This window comes from Anaeromyxobacter sp. SG64, assembly GCF_022690745.1.
Lineage (GTDB): Bacteria > Myxococcota > Myxococcia > Myxococcales > Anaeromyxobacteraceae > Anaeromyxobacter > Anaeromyxobacter soli.
Genome location: NZ_JALCZB010000051.1, coordinates 1 through 16,333, shown reverse-complemented (window position 1 = coordinate 16,333; position 16,333 = coordinate 1). Strand labels below are relative to the sequence as shown.

Sequence of the window (16,333 nt, the reverse complement as noted above, 5' to 3'; positions counted from 1 at the left end):
CGCTGGAGCCCGAGAACTGTAGCAGATCGACCGACCCCTCCGACAACCCCGGGGGCCCTCGGCGTTCTTCCAGGACCGGATCGCTCCGCATTCGGATCATGCGGACTCCCACATCCACGCGCAGCCGCCCGCTTGCACGCCGGGTTGCAGCCGTCGCAAGCTGGCCGGCCATGGTGCGCAAGGTCGGTACGAGCCGGATCGTCCGAGAAATCGGGCGTGGCGGCATGGGCGTCGTCTACGAGGCCCACCAGGACGGCCTCGAGCGCCCCGTGGCCGTGAAGGCGCTCGACACCAAGCTCGCGCGCTCCAAGGAGATAGTGGAGCGGTTCCGTCGAGAAGGGCGGGCCTACGCCCGCCTCCGGCACGAGGCCATCGTCGGCGTCCACGACCTCGTGGAGAAGGACGAGGGCCTCTACCTCGTGACCGATCTCGTCGACGGGGCCGACCTCGCCCGCGTCCTCGCGACGGGCGGCGCGCTCCCCGCCGACTGCGTGGCCGTGGTCGGGGCGCGGATCGCCGACGCGCTCGACTACGTCCACTTCAACGGGCTCCTCCACCGCGACGTGAAGCCCGCGAACGTGATGGTCTCTCGCGACGGCGAGGTGAAGCTCATGGACTTCGGCATCGCGAAGGGCGCCGACGATCTGTCGCTCACCAAGGCCGGCATGCTGGTGGGCAGCCCTTCGTACATGGCGCCCGAGGTGCTCGCCGGCGAGGAGGAGGGGCCGGGCGCCGACGTGTGGGCGCTCGGGGTGACGCTCTACGAGCTCGTCACCGGCGAGAAGCCGTTCCGCGGCAAGAACGCCGAGGAGCTGTTCGCCGCCATCTCGCGCGGCCGCTTCAAGAAGGTCCGCGCGCTCGCGCCCGACTGCCCGCGCCGGCTCGCGCACGCCATCGAGCGCTGCCTCTCGAGGAGGCCCGCGGCGCGCATCTCCTCCGCCGCAGCCCTCGCCCGCGTGCTCGACGCGACCGCCGCGCGCCTCGTCGGCCGCAAGCTCCACCCCCGCGCGCGCCTCGTGGCGCTGCTCGCGAACCGCGGCTACGCGACCGAGGAGGTCGCGCTCTCGAAGGTCGATCTCTCCACGCTCCGCGCGACGCGCGTCGCCGACGTGCGCGGCTCCGCCACCGCCGCCGAGTTCCCCATCCGCCACCGCGCGCCGTTCCGGGTAGGGCTCGCGCTCGTGCTCGCGCTCGCCGCCGCGCTCGCGGCGTGGTTCGTGAGGATCTAGCGGCGCCGTGACGGCCCGCTCGCGCGAGCCGGGCTCCGGCGCGAGAGCACCTCGAGGCGGCGGCGCTATAGGATGCGCCCCCGTGCGCGCCCGCATCGTCCTCGTCTACGTCGCCATCGCGTTCCTGTGGGGCTCGACCTGGTCGGTCATCCGCGTCGGGCTCGAGCACCTGCCGCCGCTGCGCTTCGCGGGCGTGCGGATGGCGCTCGCGGCGGCGCTCCTCGCGCCGTTCGCGCTGCGCGGCGGGGCCTGGCGCGTGCTCGTCGGCGAGGCGGGGCCCCGCATCGCGCTCGTGGGGATCTTCCAGATCGCCCTCCCCTACGGGCTCATGTTCGTCGCGCAGCAGTGGGTCCCCTCGGGCCTCGCCGCGCTGCTCTTCGCGAGCTTCCCGGTCTGGATCGCGCTCCTCGCGCGGGTCTTCCTCCCCGGCGAGCGGCTCACGCCGACGAAGCTCGCCTCCGCCGCCCTCGGCGTCGCGGGCATCGCCGTCCTCCAGGCGCCTCACCTCGGCTCGCTCCAGAGCTCGGGCCGGCTCGCGCTCGGGGGCGCGCTCATCCTCTGCGCCTCCATCGTCGTCGCGCTCGCGAACGTCCTCGTGCGGCGCCACCTCCTCGCCGTCTCGCCGCTCGCCATGACGGCGGGCCAGACGCTCGTGGGCGCCGTCGTGCTCCTCGCCGCGGCGCTGGCGCTCGAGCACGGCCGGCCCGCGGAGTACACGCCTGCCGCGCTGGGCGCGCTCGCCTACCTCGCGGTGTTCGGGACGGCCCTCACCTACATCGGGCTCTACTGGCTCGTGCCGCGCGTGCCCATCGCCGCCATCGGCGCGCTCCCGCTCCTCGACACCACCGTGGCGGTCACCCTGGGCGCGGTCCTGCTCCGCGAGGCCGTCGGCTGGAACCTCGCGCTCGGCGGCGCCATGGTGCTCGCCGCGGCGGCGCTCGCCACGCGCGACGCGCCGGCGGCCGCGGACGCCTGACGGCGAAAACTGGCGCGAGCGGCGCGATTCCCCGAGGATCCCGGCGGGGGAAGTCTCTGGGAGGATCGATGGCGCGCATCTCGTTGAAGGACGCGCTGCGCGCGCGCGCGCTCGCGCTCGCGCTGCTCCTCGGGAGCGCGTGCGACTCCCGTGCGCCCATCGGGCCGACCCGGGCGCCGCCGCCCCCCGGCGAGCCGCCGCCCGTCTCGACTGGCGCCTGCGACTCCTGCCACGGCGCCCCTCCGGCGACGGGCGCCCACCTCGCGCACGCGATGATGGTCGGCGCAGACGCGCTCGTCTACGGCGACCTGCGCATCCTCGAGGACGTGGCGACGGGCGGCACGCGCTACGCCTTCGGGTGCGGCCACTGCCACCCGCTCGATCCGGCGGCGCACGAGGCCGACCTCGGGAACGACGGGCTGCCGGACGTCGTGCTCACCCCGCCGCCACAGCCGGTCGCGGGCGACGCCATCAAGCGCCGCAACGCGCCGCAGGCGGCCTGGGATCCTGCGACGGGGACGTGCAGCGGCGTCTACTGCCACTCGAGCGGCCTCGCCGCGCCCGACGCGCCGCTCGACTACCGCACGACGCCCGCCTGGACCGCGGCGCCCGGCGCGCTCGGCTGCGACGGCTGCCACGGGAACCCGCCCCGCTATCGCTCCGCCGGCTCGGCGAGCGCCGCGCCCAACTCGCACCTGCAGCTCGCCGGCGACGGCTGGGAGTGGGGCCACTACGCGGGCCTGCCCGGCGCGTGGCACCCGTCGGGCTCGAAGCACGGCGGGGGCCTCGGCTGGGCGGGCGAGAGCGCGGCCGCGCCCATCACCTGCCAGACCTGCCACTTCGACACGGTGGACCCCGCCAACGTGAAGGGGGGCGGCTTCTACTACCTCGACACCCGGGGCAGCTACGCGCTCGACGTGCCCGAGGCCGACCCGACGCGCAAGGAATCCCTGGACTGGCAGTCGTCGCAGTGCGCGACCTGCCACGACGGCGCGCGCGCGCGCATGGGCTCGGGCAAGGTGCTCCCGCTCCGCCACGTGAACGGCCGGGCCGACGTGGTGTTCGATCCCCGCCCGACGCTGCCCTCGTACTACCCCGGCACCGGGCTCCCGCTGCTCACGCCGCCGGGACCGATCGCGCCGTACTACGTGTGGCCCTTCAACGTGCGGGTCGACGCCGCGGCGCTCCCGCCGGGCACGGAGGTGCGCAAGGCGTCCGACGGGACGAGCGTGCTCGCCGTCTCGCTCGAGCACGCGAGCTACGACCCGGCCACCCGCACCTGCTCCAACGTGGGCTGCCACCTCGAGCGGCAGGCGTACGCCGACGCGGGCAGCGTCAAGCCGCTGCGCTGGGGCGACGCGTACGAGTTCTACTGGGCCTGCAACTACTGCCACCCGCGCTTCTGATCCACGGCCGCCCTGCCCCGCGGGGCGGCGTCGCCCCGCCGAGCTCGCTTCGCTGGTGAGATCCGTGGAGCGGCGGAGGCCTCAGGCCTCCACGGTGAAGCGCGGCGCGTCCGCCCAGAGTCCCTCGATGTCGTAGAAGCCGCGCGAGTCGCGGCTCATCACGTGCGCGACCACGTCGCCGTAGTCGACGAGGATCCAGCGGCCGGTCTCGTAGCCCTCGACGCCGACCTTGGAGACGCCCTGCTGCTTCATGGTCTGCTCGACGTGGTCGGCGATGGCGGAGGCCTGCCGGTCCGAGTCGGCCGTCATGACGACGAAGTAGTCCGCGTAGCTCGTGAGGCCGCGGACGTCGAGCACCGTCACGTCCTCGGCCTTCTTGTCGAGGCCGGCCTGGGCGATCGCGAGCGCGGTCGGGCGGGCGACGTCGGGCATCGGCGCGGCGGCCTCGGCGGCGGCGGAAGGGAGCCCGGCGGCGGCGGCCCGCTTCGGCGCGCGCGGGGTCCGCTTCTGCGCCTGCGACGCCGGCGCGGGGACGCGCCGCCGCTTCGCCGGGATCTTCCCGCCCCGCGCGGACTGCCTCCCGCCGCGCGCGGGCGCCTTTCCGGACTTCGCGGTCGTCTTCCTCGTCGCCTTCTTCGCAATCGCCTTCTTCTTGATCGCCATTCTTTCCCCTAGCTCCGCACGTGTCCGTCGCCTTCCACCACGTACTTCTGGGTGGTCAGCTCGGAGAGGCCCATGGGGCCGAACGCGTGGAGCTTCGTCGTTGAGATTCCGATCTCGGCTCCCAGGCCGAGCTCGCCGCCGTCGTTGAACCGGGTCGAGGCGTTCACCATGACCGCGCTCGCCGTCACCTCGCGCTCGAAGCGGCGCGCGCTCGCGAGGTCCCGCGTGAGGATCGCCTCGGTGTGGAGCGAGCCGTAGCGGGCGATGTGATCGAGCGCGCCGTCGAGATCGTGGACCACGCGCACCGCCAGGATCTTGTCCGAGAACTCCTTGCCGAAGTCGTCGGGCGCGGCGGCCACCGCGGGGACGCCCGCGCGGGCGAGGATCGTGAGCGAGGTCGGGCAGCAGCGGAGCTCGACGCCGGCGTCGGCGAGGGCGCGCCCCACCCCGGGGAGGAGTCGCGCGGCCGCCTCGCGGTGCACGAGGAGGCACTCGGTCGCGTTGCACACGGCGGGGCGCTGCACCTTGCCGTTCAGCGCGAGGTCCTTCGCCTGCTCGAGCGGTGCGCTCTCGTCGAGGTAGAGGTGGCAGACGCCCTGGTAGTGCTTCACCACCGGCACGCGCGACCGCTCCGCGACGGCGCGGATGAGCGACGGGCCGCCGCGCGGGATGGCGAGGTCGATGAGATCGTCGAGCTTCAGCAGCTCGAAGGTCGCCTCGCGGTCGGCGGTGGGCACGACCTGGGCGCTCGCCGCCGGCAGGCCCGCCGCGGCGAGCCCCTCCGCGAAGGCGGCCTGGAGCGCGAGCGACGAGCGGAGCGCGTCCGAGCCGGGCCGCAGGATGGCGGCGTTGCCGCTCTTCACGCAGAGCGCCGCCGCGTCCACCGTCACGTTCGGCCGCGCCTCGTACACCATCAGCACGACGCCCAGCGGGATGCGGACCTTCTTCACCGAGAGGCCGTTCGGGCGCCGCCAGCTCGCGGTCACCTCGCCCACCGGGTCGGGCAGGGCCGCGACCTCGCGCAGCGCGCCGGCTATCTCCTCGAGCCGCCTGTCGTCGAGCGCGAGCCGGTCGAGGTAGGCGGCGGACTGCCCCGCGGCGCGCGCGGCGGCGAGGTCCTCGGCGTTCGCGGCGAGGATCTCCGCCCGCCGCCGGCCGATGGCGTCGGCGGCGGCGCGCAGCGCGGCGTCCTTCGCGCGCGTCTCCGCGCAGCCGAGCACGCGCGCGGCGTCGCGGGACGCCTCCGCGAGCCGCCGCATCTCGGCAGCGAGCCCCTCGCTCGCGGGTCGTCTCATGGCCGTCATTCCCGGGGTTCGAGCACGACGAGATCGTCCCGGTGGACGATCTCGTCGAGGTACTTATACCCGAGCGCCCGCTCGATCTCGCTCGTCTTCAGCCCCGCGATCTTGCGGATCTCCTCCGCGGCGTAGCCGGCGAGCCCGCGCGCGAACGGCCTCGCCGGGTCCACCGCGATGTCCACCGGGTCGCCTACCCCGAACTGGCCCTCGACGGACCGGACCCCCGACGGGAGGAGGGAGCGGCCCTGCTCGGTGAGCGCCCGGCGCGCGCCCGGGTCCACCACGATGACGCCCTTGCCCTTGGCGGCGGCGGCGAGCCAGCCCTTCCGCGAGGTGAGCCGGGCCGCGCCCCGCGCGAACACCGTCCCCACCGGCTCGCCCGCGAGGAGCGCCGCGAGCGCCCCGTCCCGGCGCCCGGAGAGGAGGGCAGTGACGACTCCCTGGGCGCCGAGCCGGCGCGCCGCCTTCACCTTGGTGGCCATCCCGCCGACGCTGCGCTCGCTGCCGGCGCCGCCCGCGTACCGCTCGATCTCGGCCGTCACCCGGGGAACGTCGTGGAGGAGCGTCGCGCCCCGCTCGGCGGGGTTCCGGTCGTAGAGCCCCTCCACGTCCGTCAGCATCGCGACGAGCCCGGCCTCCACGCACCCCGCGACGAGCCCCGCGAGCGTGTCGTTGTCGCCCACCTTGATCTCGTCCACGGCGACGGTGTCGTTCTCGTTCACGACGGGCACGACGCCGGCCTCGAGGAGCTTCTCGAAGGTGCGCCGCGCATTGAGGAAGCGCTTGCGCGAGGCGAGGTCGTCGGCGGTGAGGAGCACCTGCGCGACGGTGAGGCCGTGCGCGCCGAGGGCGTCGCCCCAGGCGGCCATGAGGTGGGGCTGGCCCACCGCGGCGCAGGCCTGCTTCGTCGGGATGTCCCAGGGCTTGCCCTTCGTGCGGACGAGCCCGAGCCGCTCCGCGCCGAGCGCCACCGCGCCGGACGAGACGAGCACCACCCGGTGATCGCGCGCGAGCGCCGCGAGCTCCGCGCCCAGCCGGGCGCAGTTCTCTCGATCGAACCGGCCGCTCGGATCGGTGAGCGTGCCGGTGCCGACCTTCACCACGAGCCGCTTCGTGCGGGAGAGGGCGCTGCGCATGGGGGCGAGAGCCTAACCCATCCGGCCCGCGCCCGGCACCGGCCGGGTCACGGCGCGCCAGCGCCGCTCGCCTTGCCGCCCGCGAAGGTGGAGTGGGCGCACGGCGCGGGTGCGGATCCGCCGGCGGCGGTTCGCGTCAGCTCCCGGCGAGCCCGCGGCCGATCTGCCATGCGCCGAAGGCGAGCAGGACGGCGCCGGAGAGGACCCCGAGCGCCCGCGTGAAGCGGGGTCCGAGCCGGCTCGCCGCGCCCGCGAGGCCGACGATGGCGAGGTTCCCGCCGGTGAGGAAGAGGTAGAAGCCGGCGAGGAAGGCGAGGGCGCGCGCCGGAGCGGCCTGCCACGCCTCGGCGAGCAGCGGGCCGCCCACGAGGCTCCAGAAGATCCAAACGTTCGGGTTCGTGAGGTTCACGAGGGTCGCGCGCACGATCCCGCGGGGCGGCGCCCGCCCCTCCGCGACGACGCCGGCGCGCGCGGCCCGGAGCGTCGCGACCGCGAGCCACAGGACGACGGCGCCGCCCACGATCTGCAGGCCGCGCAGGAGCCCCGAGGGGAGCTGGGAGAGGACGAGGAGGACGACCGCGATGACCGCCGGATCCGAGAGGAACGGCACGAGCGCGACCGGGAGCGTGCGGAGGGCGCCGTTCCGGAGCGACTGCGCGAGGAGGTAGGCCTGGTACGGCCCGGGCTGGGCGGCGGCGGAGAGCCCCAGCGTCGCGCCGGTGAGGAAGAGCGTCACGGCGCGGAGGAAACACGAAAGCGCGAGCGGCGTCGAGGGCGGCTCCTCCCCAGGCGATCGCGCCCCGGGCGCCGCACCCTGACACGCGCGGGCGCGCGTCGACACGCCGGGACCTCGCGCCGAGGCTCCGCCCGTTCCCCACATGCCCCGACGCGCATGATGACGCCGGGTGGATGCCGTGCACGGCGCGTGATAGGCGTCGTGCCTCTCCTTCATCGAGGAGGCACCATGCGCCGCACCGTCCTCATCCTCGCCGCCGCGCTCCTCTCCGCCTGCAGCGGCGGCGATGGCGGGACGAGCAGCCCGTTCGGCGTGACCGGCAAGGTGCTGGGCTCGGACCGGCTGCCGGTCGCGGGCGCCCGGGTCGCGACGCGGACGGGGGGCGGCTGGCGCTCGACGACGACTGACCTGGAGGGCACCTTCTCCCTCCTGGTGGACGGCTCGCCCTACGACCTCGCGGTCATCAAGGGCGAACAGGTGGAGCTCTACGTGGGCGTCACGCGGGCCAGCCCCGAGGTGCGGCTCGGCGTCCCGGGGGACACGACCCCCCTCGGCGCCGGCTTCACGACGACGATCACGGGCGACTGCGGCGGCGCGGGGTGCCCGCCCGCCGGCCACGAGGGCAGCGGGCAGCTCACGTTCTCCGCGGGCACCGTGGGCTGGATGGGCACGGCACGGCCACCCGGCACGGCCGGCACGTACTCCGCCACCCTGGGCGGAACCGACGTCGCGACGGGCACGCTCGCCGCCGTGTACTGGGCGTGCCCCGGCGCGTGCACGTCGAGCGCGCCCGACGCGTTCTGGCTCGCGCGCCAGGACTCCGTCACGCTGCGCATCGGCGCGTCGACCGACGTCTCCGCCCTCGCGCTCGCGCCGCTGCCGACCGCCCCCCTCGCCGTGAACGTGACCGCGCCGGACGGCGTGTCGCCCCAGGCCATGATGGGGTTCGCGCTCGGGACCCCGGCCATCTACTGGCTGCACGCCGCGGGCAGCGCCGCGCCGGGCGCGAGCACGTTCCTCATGCCGACCGCCCCGGACCTCCGGACGATGCTGTACGTCATCGCGAGCCCCGCGGGAGGCGGCACCACCACGGCGTCGTGGTCCGGGGGGACGTCGCCGGCGAGCCCGGTCGAGCTCGCGCTGCATCCGCTGCCGGTGCTCCTCGAGCCGGCGGAGGGCGCGACCCTCGGGGTAGGGACGCGGTTCGCGTGGTCGAGCGAGCCCGGCGTCCACGTCCTCGCGCTCGTGTCCAGCACGCCGGGCGCCGCCGACGTGCGCGTCACCACGGCGGAGCAGTCCTTCACCGTGCCGGACCTCGCCGCGCTCGGCCTGTACGTGCCGGCCGGCGCGGCGTACGTCTGGAGCGTGCGCGCCCAGCCGTCCACCGTGGACGCGCGGCTCGCGCCCGCGTCCACGACCCCGACGCCGATACCGCCCACGACGACGATCTCGTCCTGGAGCACGCTGTCGGCGACGCGCGCGGCGACCGCGCTCTAGCCGCGGCGGCGGCGCGCTTCACCGCGCCTGGAGCTTCAACCCCATCTCGATCATGGCGAGGATCGCCTCGGCGTTCCCCCTGGCGTCGTTCACGGGGTGGTGGTCGTGCCCGGTCTTGCGCAGGTGCTTCCACTGCGCGTACGCGTCCTTCACCATCCCGCAGTAGAGGTCGCCGATGCGCCGGCCGCTCCAGCCGAAGGGGTTCCGGGAGAGGTAGGTGTGGAAGTACCAGTTCACGAACTGCCAGTCGAAGGCGAGGTTGTCCGAGAAGAAGACCGGCTTCCCGCGCGTCGTCTCCTGGATCCAGCGCTCGAACGCCGCCATCACCTCGCCCGGCTCGTCGTAGCGCAGGTGCTCCTCGCGCGTCGTCGCCGACACGGCGAGCGCCTCGGGGAGGAACGCATCGGAGATCGGGCGCGTGCGCCCGTAGAACGTCCGGCCGAGCCCCGGCTCGACGAGCACCGCGCCGAGCGACACCATCGAGTACTTCCCCGGGATCGGGCCGTCCGCCTCGACGTCCACCACGTAGAGCGACATGGGCTCTCTCTAATCGCGCTCGAGGTAGTCGAGATCGACCCCGAACGTCTCCCGCAGCCGGAGCGCGGAGACGAGGGCCAGCGTGAACCAGACCGCGCCCACGGCGAGCGCCCCGCCGAGGAGGCCGAGGGACGGGCGCAGGAACACGAACGACGAGGTCACCACCACGACGAGGCCGCGGACGAAGTTCGGCACGGTCGTCGCCACGGTGGCGCGGATGTTCGTGCCGAACTGCTCGGCGGCGACGGTGACGAAGATGGCCCAGTAGCCGCTCGTCACTCCGAGCAGGCCGCAGAGCACGAGGAACCGCGCCGGGGAGGCGCCCCGGCCGGCGAGGAAGTAGGCGGCGATCGCGCCCGCGAGGAGGGAGAGGAAGAGGAGCACCACCTTGCGCCGGCTCCGGAGCACCTGGGAGAGCGTCCCGCTCGCGAGATCGCCGGCGACGAGCCCGCCGTAGAAGAACGCCACCGCGTCGCCCGCCGACACCGGCCCGGTGACGCCGAGCGCCTGGGCGAACTCGGGCGCGCCGAGGACCAGGATCGCGTTCGCGAACCAGATGGGCACGGCGATGAGGATCGACGCCAGGTAGCGCGTGAGCCGCTCCCCGTCGGTGAAGAGGGAGAGGAAGTTGCCGCGCGAGACGCCCTTCGCCTTCGCCGCGCGGCGGAACATCCCCGACTCGCGGACCTTGATGCGCAGGACGAGGAGCACGAGGCCGAGCCCGCCGCCGACGAGGTACGCCCAGCGCCAGTCGAGCCACTTCGCGACGAGGTTCCCCGCCACCGCGCCCGAGACCCCCACCGAGGCGACGATCATCGTCCCGTAGCCGCGCAGGCGGGCGGGCAGGATCTCGGAGACGAGCGTGACGCCCGCGCCGAGCTCGCCGGCGAGCCCGAGCCCGGCCGCGAAGCGCAGGAGCTTGTAGGTGGCGAGGTCCTGCACGAAGCCGTTCGCGAGCGTCGCGAGCGAGTAGAGCGTGATCGAGCCGAAGAGGATCTGCAGCCGCCCGAGCTTGTCGCCGACCACGCCGAACAGGATCCCGCCGATGAGCATCCCCACCATCTGCCAGTTGAGGATCGAGAACCCCTCGGTGAGGAGCAGCTCGGGGGCGACGCCCAGCGCGGTGAGGCTCGGCTTGCGGACGATCGAGACGAGGATGAGGTCGTAGATGTCGACGAAGTATCCGAGCGCCGCGACGATCACGGCGGCGTTCACGACCGCGCGCGCGCCGGTCGGCGCCTCGGCTTCGGGGGAGACGAAGGTCGCCATGCTGGCCGGCGAGTGAAGCAGAGTCCGCCGGCGGAGTCGAGGCGGCGCCGCCGCGGAGGTCGTACGCTCGCGATGACGCGCTGCTTCGCGCGCCGCCGCACCTCGCCGGCACGGCGCGCCTCGGCGGGGCCGCGGCGCGGCTCACCCGCGCGCGAGCGGCGACGCGTCGAAGCGCGCGAGCAGCTCCTCGGGCCCGGCGTAGATGGCGATGCAGCCCGCGCCGCGGAGCTCCCGCTCGTCGAAGCCGCCGGAGAGGAGCCCGATCGTGCGGAGGCCGGCGCGGCGCGCGGCGAGCGCGTCCCAGGGCGAGTCCCCCACCGCCATGGCGCGGTCCGGCGGCGCGTGCACGCGCGCGAGCGCCGCCTCGAAGATGTCCGGGTGCGGCTTCGACCGCTCCGCGTCGTCGGCGGTCGTCGCGCCCTCGAGCAGCGCGCCGATCCCGAGCAGCCGGCGGTTGTGCTCCACCTCGTCCTCCTTGCCGCTCGAGGCGAGCGCGACGCGCAGCCCCGCGTCGTGCGCCCGCCGCACGAGCTCCGCCGCGCCCGGGAGCGGCCTCACGCGCGACATGTACTCCCTCCTCCACAGCTCGCCCCGGAAGCGCTCGAGCGCCTCGCCGTCCCGCGCGCGCTCGTCCTCCGACAGGAACACCGGGATGAGCTGGTCGCCGCCCTTGCCGATCTGCCTGCGCACCTCCTCGAGCGGCACGTCCTTGCCGAACCTCCGGAGCGCCTCCCGCCACGCCTGCGCGTGCAGGTCGACCGAGTCCACGAGCGTCCCGTCCACGTCGAAGAGCACCGCCTCCGGAGGGGCCATGTCCGTGAAGGTGGGTGTTGCCCGCCGGCGCGGCACCCGCTTGCGCGCGGCTCCGGCAGCCCGACCCTGGGGCGACCCGTACACAGGGTCGAACGAGGCATCCCCCCCGTGATGCGCCGCGCGCATCGTCAGTCGGAACGCGGATCTGCGTGAACGAAGCGTGTACGCCGCCCCGAGGCCGTCCCTCGGCACGGATCTTCCACCTCGTCCCGTCTTCGCGGCGTGTGCCGCGGGGGGAAAGAGAGATGAGCGCGAACAGACCGACGGCGGGACCCGTGCGCCTCCTGCAGCTCGAGGGCGTCTTCGACGTGCCCGCGGCCCAGCGCGTCACGCGCGCGCTCGCCGAGGGAGCCGTGGACGAGGCGGTGCACCTCGATCTCACCCACGTGCGCGAGTTCCACGACTTCGGGGTGGCCTTCCTCGCCCAGGCACTCGCCGCCCGCCCCCGCCACGTGGTGGTGCGCGGCCTCCGGCAGCACCACCTGCGGCTCCTGCGCTACCTCCGCATCGACACCGCGGGAGTGGACCTGGGCGCGGAGACCGAGGCGGCCTGACGGGGGGCCGCCCGCGCGTCGCGCCGCTCGAAGCGAGGCCTCGCCCTCGCGGCTCCCCGCTCGCGACCGCTCGGGGTTGAGGGCGCGACCGGGCAGATCCGCTCGATCGGCGCCGCGCCCGTGGCTATGCTGCACGCCGGCAAATGCAAGACGTTCTAGGGAACACCCTCGGCCTCAAGCCCTCGCAGCTCCACGCCCTCCGCCGCACCTATCGCCGCCGCGTCGACGACGGCTCGATCGTGACCCCGGAGCTCGCCCGCCACCTCACCGAGGTGTCGCACGAGACGAACCGGCAGATCGGGGTGCTCCTCGACCGAAAGGGGGACGTCCAGTCGGTCATCGTGGGCGACGCCCGCAAGCTCGAGCTGCCCGACGTGGGGCGCGGCCGCGCCGGCGAGAGCCGCCTGCGCGGCCTGCGGCTCGTGCACACGCACCTCAACGGCGAGCCGCTCACGCGCGACGACCACACCGACCTCGCGCTCCTGCGCCTCGACCTCGTCGCGGCGATCGAGGTCCGCGAGGACGGGTTCCCGGGCAAGGTGCACTACGCGCACCTCGTGCCGGAGAACGCGCAGGGCGCGATGTGGAAGGACGAGGAGGCGGCGAGCGTCCACGAGCTCTCCTACGACGCGCTCGGCGGGGCGCTCGCGCTCGAGGAGGAGTTCGCCCGGGCGCGCGCGGTGCGCCGCACGGGCGGGCGCGAGCGGGCGATCCTGGTCGGCTTCGGCGGCAAGGGCCGCACCCGCGCCGACGCGGAGTCGTCGCTCGAGGAGCTGAAGGAGCTCGCGCGGACCGCGGGGGTCGAGGTGATCGACGCGACCGTCCAGCTCCGCCGCGATCCCGACCCGCGCTACCTCATCGGCAAGGGCAAGCTCGAGGACGTGGTGCTGCGCTCGATGCAGCTCATGGCCACGGTGATCGTCTTCGACGCGGAGCTGTCCCCGTCGCAGGCGCGCCACATCGCCGAGGCGACGAGCCTCAAGATCCTCGACCGCACCCAGCTCATCCTCGACATCTTCGCGCAGCGCGCGCAGAGCGCCGACGGCAAGCTCCAGGTCGAGCTCGCCCAGCTCAAGTACCTCTACCCGCGCCTGGTCGGTCGCGACGACTCGCTCTCGCGGCTCGCCGGCGGCATCGGCGGGCGCGGCCCGGGCGAGACGAAGCTCGAGATCGACCGCCGCCGCGTGCGCGACCGGATCACCGCGCTCGAGCGGCGCATCGAGGCGCTCGGCTCGAACCGCCAGCTCCGCCGCAAGCAGCGGAACGACCGCGGCCTGCCGGTGCTCTCCATCGTGGGCTACACGAACGCCGGCAAGTCCACGCTGCTCAACGCGCTCACCGACTCGGCGGTGCTCGCCGAGGACAAGCTCTTCGCGACGCTCGACCCGACGAGCCGCCGGCTCAGGTTCCCGCGGGACCGCGAGGTCATCATCACCGACACCGTCGGCTTCATCCGCGACCTGCCGCCCGATCTCGTGAACGCGTTCCGCGCCACGCTCGAGGAGCTCACCGACGCGGACCTCCTGCTGCACGTCGTGGACGCCTCCGACCCGCGGCACCCGGAGCAGATCGCGGCGGTCGAGAAGATCCTCGCCTCGCTCGGCCTCGAGGAGAAGCAGCGGCTGCTCGTGTTCAACAAGACCGACCGGCTGCCGCCGGGCGAGGGCGCCGCGCTCGCGCACCGCGAGGAGGGCGTGCCGGTCTCGGCGGTGACGCGCGACGGGCTCGCTGAGCTCCTCCACCTGTGCGATCGCCTGCTCTGGGCCGAGGGCCGGGTGGCCTTCGCGGACGTCGAGGCGAGCGCGTCCGCGACCGGCGGCGACTCGCAGCGCACCGCCCTCGCGCCGGGGCGGCTCGTGCCCTCGCGCCTGCTCCGGGTGTCGTAGGGAGGCGCCGTGGCGCCTCCGGTCCCTTCCGGTCTAGAGTCGCGGCCCGCATGACCCGCACGCTCGCCCTCGCCCTCGCCGCCGCCGTCGCGGCCTGCTCCCGCTCCGGCTCCGAGGGGAAGGAGCGGCTCAAGGCCGAGGCCGAGGCCGAGCGCGCCGCGCACACCGCGTTCGACTTCTCGAAGCCGGGCGAGGCGCTCGCCCTCTCCGCGGACGACGTCGCGCGGGCCCTCGGCTCGTTCGAGTGGTCGGCCGCGGTCGACTGGACGGTCGCGAGCGAGGGCTCCGCCGAGCCCACGCCGCCCCCGCCGCCCGCCGCGGAAGGCCAGCCGGCGCCGTTCGTGCCCCCTCCTCCGCCGCCGCCCAGGGTCCACGCCCTGGAGCGCCACCGCATCCTCCAGGCCGCGACCGGCGAGTTCCAGGTCGAGGCGGACGTCGATCCCGGGCTCGGACCCGGCTCCGACACCGGCAAGCAGATCGTCTGGGCGGGCGGGATGACCTACGCCCGGGCCCGGTTCGCGCCGTTCCGTGAGCGCCCGACCGATCACGGCCGCGACGCGCGGCGGTTCCGCGAGGACAGCTTCCACGTCGCCCGCGCGCTCGCGGCGCTCTACGGCGGCGCCCTCGCCATCGAGCCCGCCGGGGACGCGACGGTGCTCGGCCGCGCCGCGCGCCGCTACCGGCTCGCGCTCGCGCCCGGCGCCGCGCCGGGGACGAAGGCACGCGCCCTGCCTGCCGGCAAGGCCGATCCCGACACCGCCGTCCGGTTCAAGTTCCTCGACGGCCGCGTGCCGGAGTCCGCCGACGGCGAGCTCCTCCTCGACGCCCAGACCGGCGCCCCGCTGCGCGTCCGGATCGCCGGCGCGTTCACCGTGAAGGACGCCCCCGGCGTGCGCGCCACCGTGGAGCTCCTCGCGCAGGTGACGTCGCTCGGCGAGAAGGCCGCCGCGATCCAGCCGCCGAAGTCGCCCCTGCCCGACGTCCGCAAGCCGCCCGGGGTGGCTGGGGCGCTCGAGGCCGCGGGGCTCAAGAAGAAGACCGAGGCCGAGGCGGGCGGGTCCGAGCCGGCCGACGACGAGCAGTAGGCGCGCGGATCCCGCCCGCCGGCGCGCCCTCGCCTCACCCGGCGACGAGCCGCCTCCAGTCGACCATGAGACAGCGGTCCTGGACGACCTGTATCCCCGCGCGGGCGAGCCGCTCGGCGGCGGCGTCGTTCCGGATGCCGAGCTGGAGCCAGACGGCGCGCGGCCGCTTCTCGAGCAGGTCGTCGACGTGCGCCGGGACGTCCTTCGGCCGGCGGAACACGTCCACGAGGTCGAGCTCCCCCGGCACGTCCGCGACCTTCCGGTACACGCGCCGGCCGAGGATCTCCCGGACCTCCGGGTAGTACACCGGCACCGGCACGATCTCGACGCCCACGTCGGCGAGGTACTTCGGGACGTAGAAGGCCGCCTGGCTCGCCTGCGCCTCGGTCTTGATGCCGAGGACGGCCACCCGCCGTGTGGACCGCAGGAGCGCGCGGATCGCCGCTTCGTCCTCGAGGATGTTGTCGCGCCAGTCGGCCATGCCCTTCCTCCGTTGGGGGCACAACATGCCGGGCGTGAGGGCGCCGCGCAACGGCGCGAACGGGACCCCCAACGCCTGGAAATCACGCGGGGTCGGGGTGGAGAATCGTGTGCGATATCGTGGGCTTGATCCCACGTCTGCCCTGCGGCCGAGGGGCCTCGCGAAAAATGGACAGGGGGCAGTGCGCGCCTACCATGACCTCCATGGACAAGAAGAAGAAGCCCGGCGTCGCGGTGGTCACCGAGGGCACGGCGCAGGCCGCGCTCCGGCGCTCCCCCGCGAAGGAGCTCGCGCCCGAGGAGGAGAAGGTCCTCCGGATGCGCCTCGGCGCGGCGCCGCCCCGGGCCGCCCCGCTCGAGAAGGCGGGCGCGGGCCTCACCGACCTCGAGATCGAGCTGCTCGCCTACGAGATCGAGGCGCACCTGCGGTGGAAGGAGCACAGGGCCGCACACGAGGCGCGGCGCGCGAGGCCGGCGCCCACCCCGGTGCCGTCGCGCACGAAGGAGAAGATCGTCCGCGCGCTCCGCAGGAAGGCCTAGCCCGTCGCGGGCCCTCACCGGCCCTCGAGCTTCTCCACGAGCCGCCGCGCCGCCAGCACGGGCGCCGGCGGCTCCTCCGTCTCCGGGAGCCGCCCGGCCGCGAGGAGCCCGGCGAGGTGCGCGGCGGTCCGCGGGTTCCGCCACCAGTCCTCGTCGAACCGCTCGACGAGTCCGCGCCGGAGCGCCTCGCCCGCGGCCGCACCCGCGAGCGCCGCGCCGAGCCGGGCC

At 74.8% G+C, this 16,333-nt stretch carries 16 protein-coding genes and 1 pseudogene; 8 read left to right on the top strand and 9 right to left on the bottom strand.

Annotated elements, in window-relative coordinates; translation table 11 throughout:
• Positions 1 to 170: 170 nt before the first annotated feature.
• The 3 genes from MNZ29_RS15295 to MNZ29_RS15285 all read left to right on the top strand — a co-directional run bounded on the left by MNZ29_RS15295 (position 171) and on the right by MNZ29_RS15285 (position 3,611).
• Positions 171 to 1,229 (top strand): serine/threonine-protein kinase, encoded by a 1,059-nt coding sequence (locus MNZ29_RS15295; RefSeq protein WP_242339656.1) that lies wholly within the window; start codon positions 171 to 173, stop codon positions 1,227 to 1,229.
• A gap of 82 nt (positions 1,230 to 1,311) precedes the next feature.
• Positions 1,312 to 2,205, top strand: coding sequence for a DMT family transporter (locus MNZ29_RS15290; protein ID WP_242339658.1), 894 nt, complete (start codon positions 1,312 to 1,314; stop codon positions 2,203 to 2,205).
• 68 nt (positions 2,206 to 2,273) lie between these two features.
• Complete coding sequence (locus MNZ29_RS15285) at positions 2,274 to 3,611, top strand: CxxxxCH/CxxCH domain-containing protein (protein ID WP_242355747.1); 1,338 nt, start codon at positions 2,274 to 2,276, stop codon at positions 3,609 to 3,611.
• Positions 3,612 to 3,692: 81 nt separating this feature from the next.
• Here MNZ29_RS15285 and rsfS read toward each other — a convergent pair whose 3' ends face one another.
• The 4 genes from rsfS to MNZ29_RS15265 all read right to left on the bottom strand — a co-directional run bounded on the left by rsfS (position 3,693) and on the right by MNZ29_RS15265 (position 7,444).
• Positions 3,693 to 4,274, bottom strand: coding sequence for a ribosome silencing factor (rsfS, locus tag MNZ29_RS15280; protein ID WP_242355745.1), 582 nt, complete (start codon positions 4,272 to 4,274; stop codon positions 3,693 to 3,695).
• A gap of 8 nt (positions 4,275 to 4,282) precedes the next feature.
• A complete protein-coding gene (locus MNZ29_RS15275; protein WP_242355743.1) occupies positions 4,283 to 5,569 on the bottom strand; it encodes a glutamate-5-semialdehyde dehydrogenase in 1,287 nt (428 codons plus the stop codon).
• Between the two features lie 5 nt (positions 5,570 to 5,574).
• Positions 5,575 to 6,708: a glutamate 5-kinase gene (gene proB, locus MNZ29_RS15270; protein WP_242355741.1), complete on the bottom strand. Its 1,134-nt coding sequence runs from the start codon at positions 6,706 to 6,708 to the stop codon at positions 5,575 to 5,577.
• A gap of 136 nt (positions 6,709 to 6,844) precedes the next feature.
• A complete protein-coding gene (locus MNZ29_RS15265; protein ID WP_242355740.1) occupies positions 6,845 to 7,444 on the bottom strand; it encodes a LysE family transporter in 600 nt (199 codons plus the stop codon).
• Between the two features lie 228 nt (positions 7,445 to 7,672).
• Between MNZ29_RS15265 and MNZ29_RS15260 the strand changes: the two genes are divergently transcribed.
• A complete protein-coding gene (locus MNZ29_RS15260) occupies positions 7,673 to 8,941 on the top strand; it encodes a hypothetical protein (RefSeq protein WP_242355738.1) in 1,269 nt (422 codons plus the stop codon).
• 18 nt (positions 8,942 to 8,959) lie between these two features.
• On the opposite strand, the gene MNZ29_RS15255 is transcribed toward MNZ29_RS15260, so the two are convergent.
• The 3 genes from MNZ29_RS15255 to MNZ29_RS15245 all read right to left on the bottom strand — a co-directional run bounded on the left by MNZ29_RS15255 (position 8,960) and on the right by MNZ29_RS15245 (position 11,560).
• Positions 8,960 to 9,478, bottom strand: coding sequence for a 3'-5' exoribonuclease domain-containing protein (locus MNZ29_RS15255; protein ID WP_242339671.1), 519 nt, complete (start codon positions 9,476 to 9,478; stop codon positions 8,960 to 8,962).
• A 9-nt stretch (positions 9,479 to 9,487) separates the two neighbouring features.
• On the bottom strand, positions 9,488 to 10,747 hold the full coding sequence (locus MNZ29_RS15250) for an MFS transporter (protein WP_242339674.1): 1,260 nt from the start codon (positions 10,745 to 10,747) through the stop codon (positions 9,488 to 9,490).
• Between the two features lie 141 nt (positions 10,748 to 10,888).
• A complete protein-coding gene (locus MNZ29_RS15245) occupies positions 10,889 to 11,560 on the bottom strand; it encodes an HAD family hydrolase (RefSeq protein ID WP_242355736.1) in 672 nt (223 codons plus the stop codon).
• A 245-nt stretch (positions 11,561 to 11,805) separates the two neighbouring features.
• Here MNZ29_RS15245 and MNZ29_RS15240 point away from each other — a divergent pair, with 245 nt between their 5' ends.
• From MNZ29_RS15240 to MNZ29_RS15230, 3 genes are all read left to right on the top strand, one after another.
• On the top strand, positions 11,806 to 12,114 hold the full coding sequence (locus MNZ29_RS15240; protein ID WP_242339678.1) for an STAS domain-containing protein: 309 nt from the start codon (positions 11,806 to 11,808) through the stop codon (positions 12,112 to 12,114).
• A 143-nt stretch (positions 12,115 to 12,257) separates the two neighbouring features.
• Positions 12,258 to 14,000 carry a GTPase HflX gene (gene hflX, locus MNZ29_RS15235; protein WP_242355734.1) on the top strand — a complete coding sequence of 581 codons (1,743 nt, stop codon included), beginning with the start codon at positions 12,258 to 12,260 and terminating at the stop codon, positions 13,998 to 14,000.
• Between the two features lie 50 nt (positions 14,001 to 14,050).
• Positions 14,051 to 15,085, top strand: coding sequence for a hypothetical protein (locus MNZ29_RS15230; RefSeq protein WP_242355732.1), 1,035 nt, complete (start codon positions 14,051 to 14,053; stop codon positions 15,083 to 15,085).
• Positions 15,086 to 15,119: 34 nt separating this feature from the next.
• On the opposite strand, the gene MNZ29_RS15225 is transcribed toward MNZ29_RS15230, so the two are convergent.
• Positions 15,120 to 15,566, bottom strand: coding sequence for a CoA-binding protein (locus MNZ29_RS15225; protein ID WP_242355731.1), 447 nt, complete (start codon positions 15,564 to 15,566; stop codon positions 15,120 to 15,122).
• A gap of 203 nt (positions 15,567 to 15,769) precedes the next feature.
• Between MNZ29_RS15225 and MNZ29_RS15220 the strand changes: the two genes are divergently transcribed.
• A complete protein-coding gene (locus MNZ29_RS15220) occupies positions 15,770 to 16,105 on the top strand; it encodes a hypothetical protein (protein ID WP_242339686.1) in 336 nt (111 codons plus the stop codon).
• 14 nt (positions 16,106 to 16,119) lie between these two features.
• Here the strand turns inward: MNZ29_RS15220 and MNZ29_RS15215 are convergent.
• A pseudogene (locus MNZ29_RS15215) lies at positions 16,120 to 16,333 on the bottom strand (hypothetical protein); the annotation flags it as partial.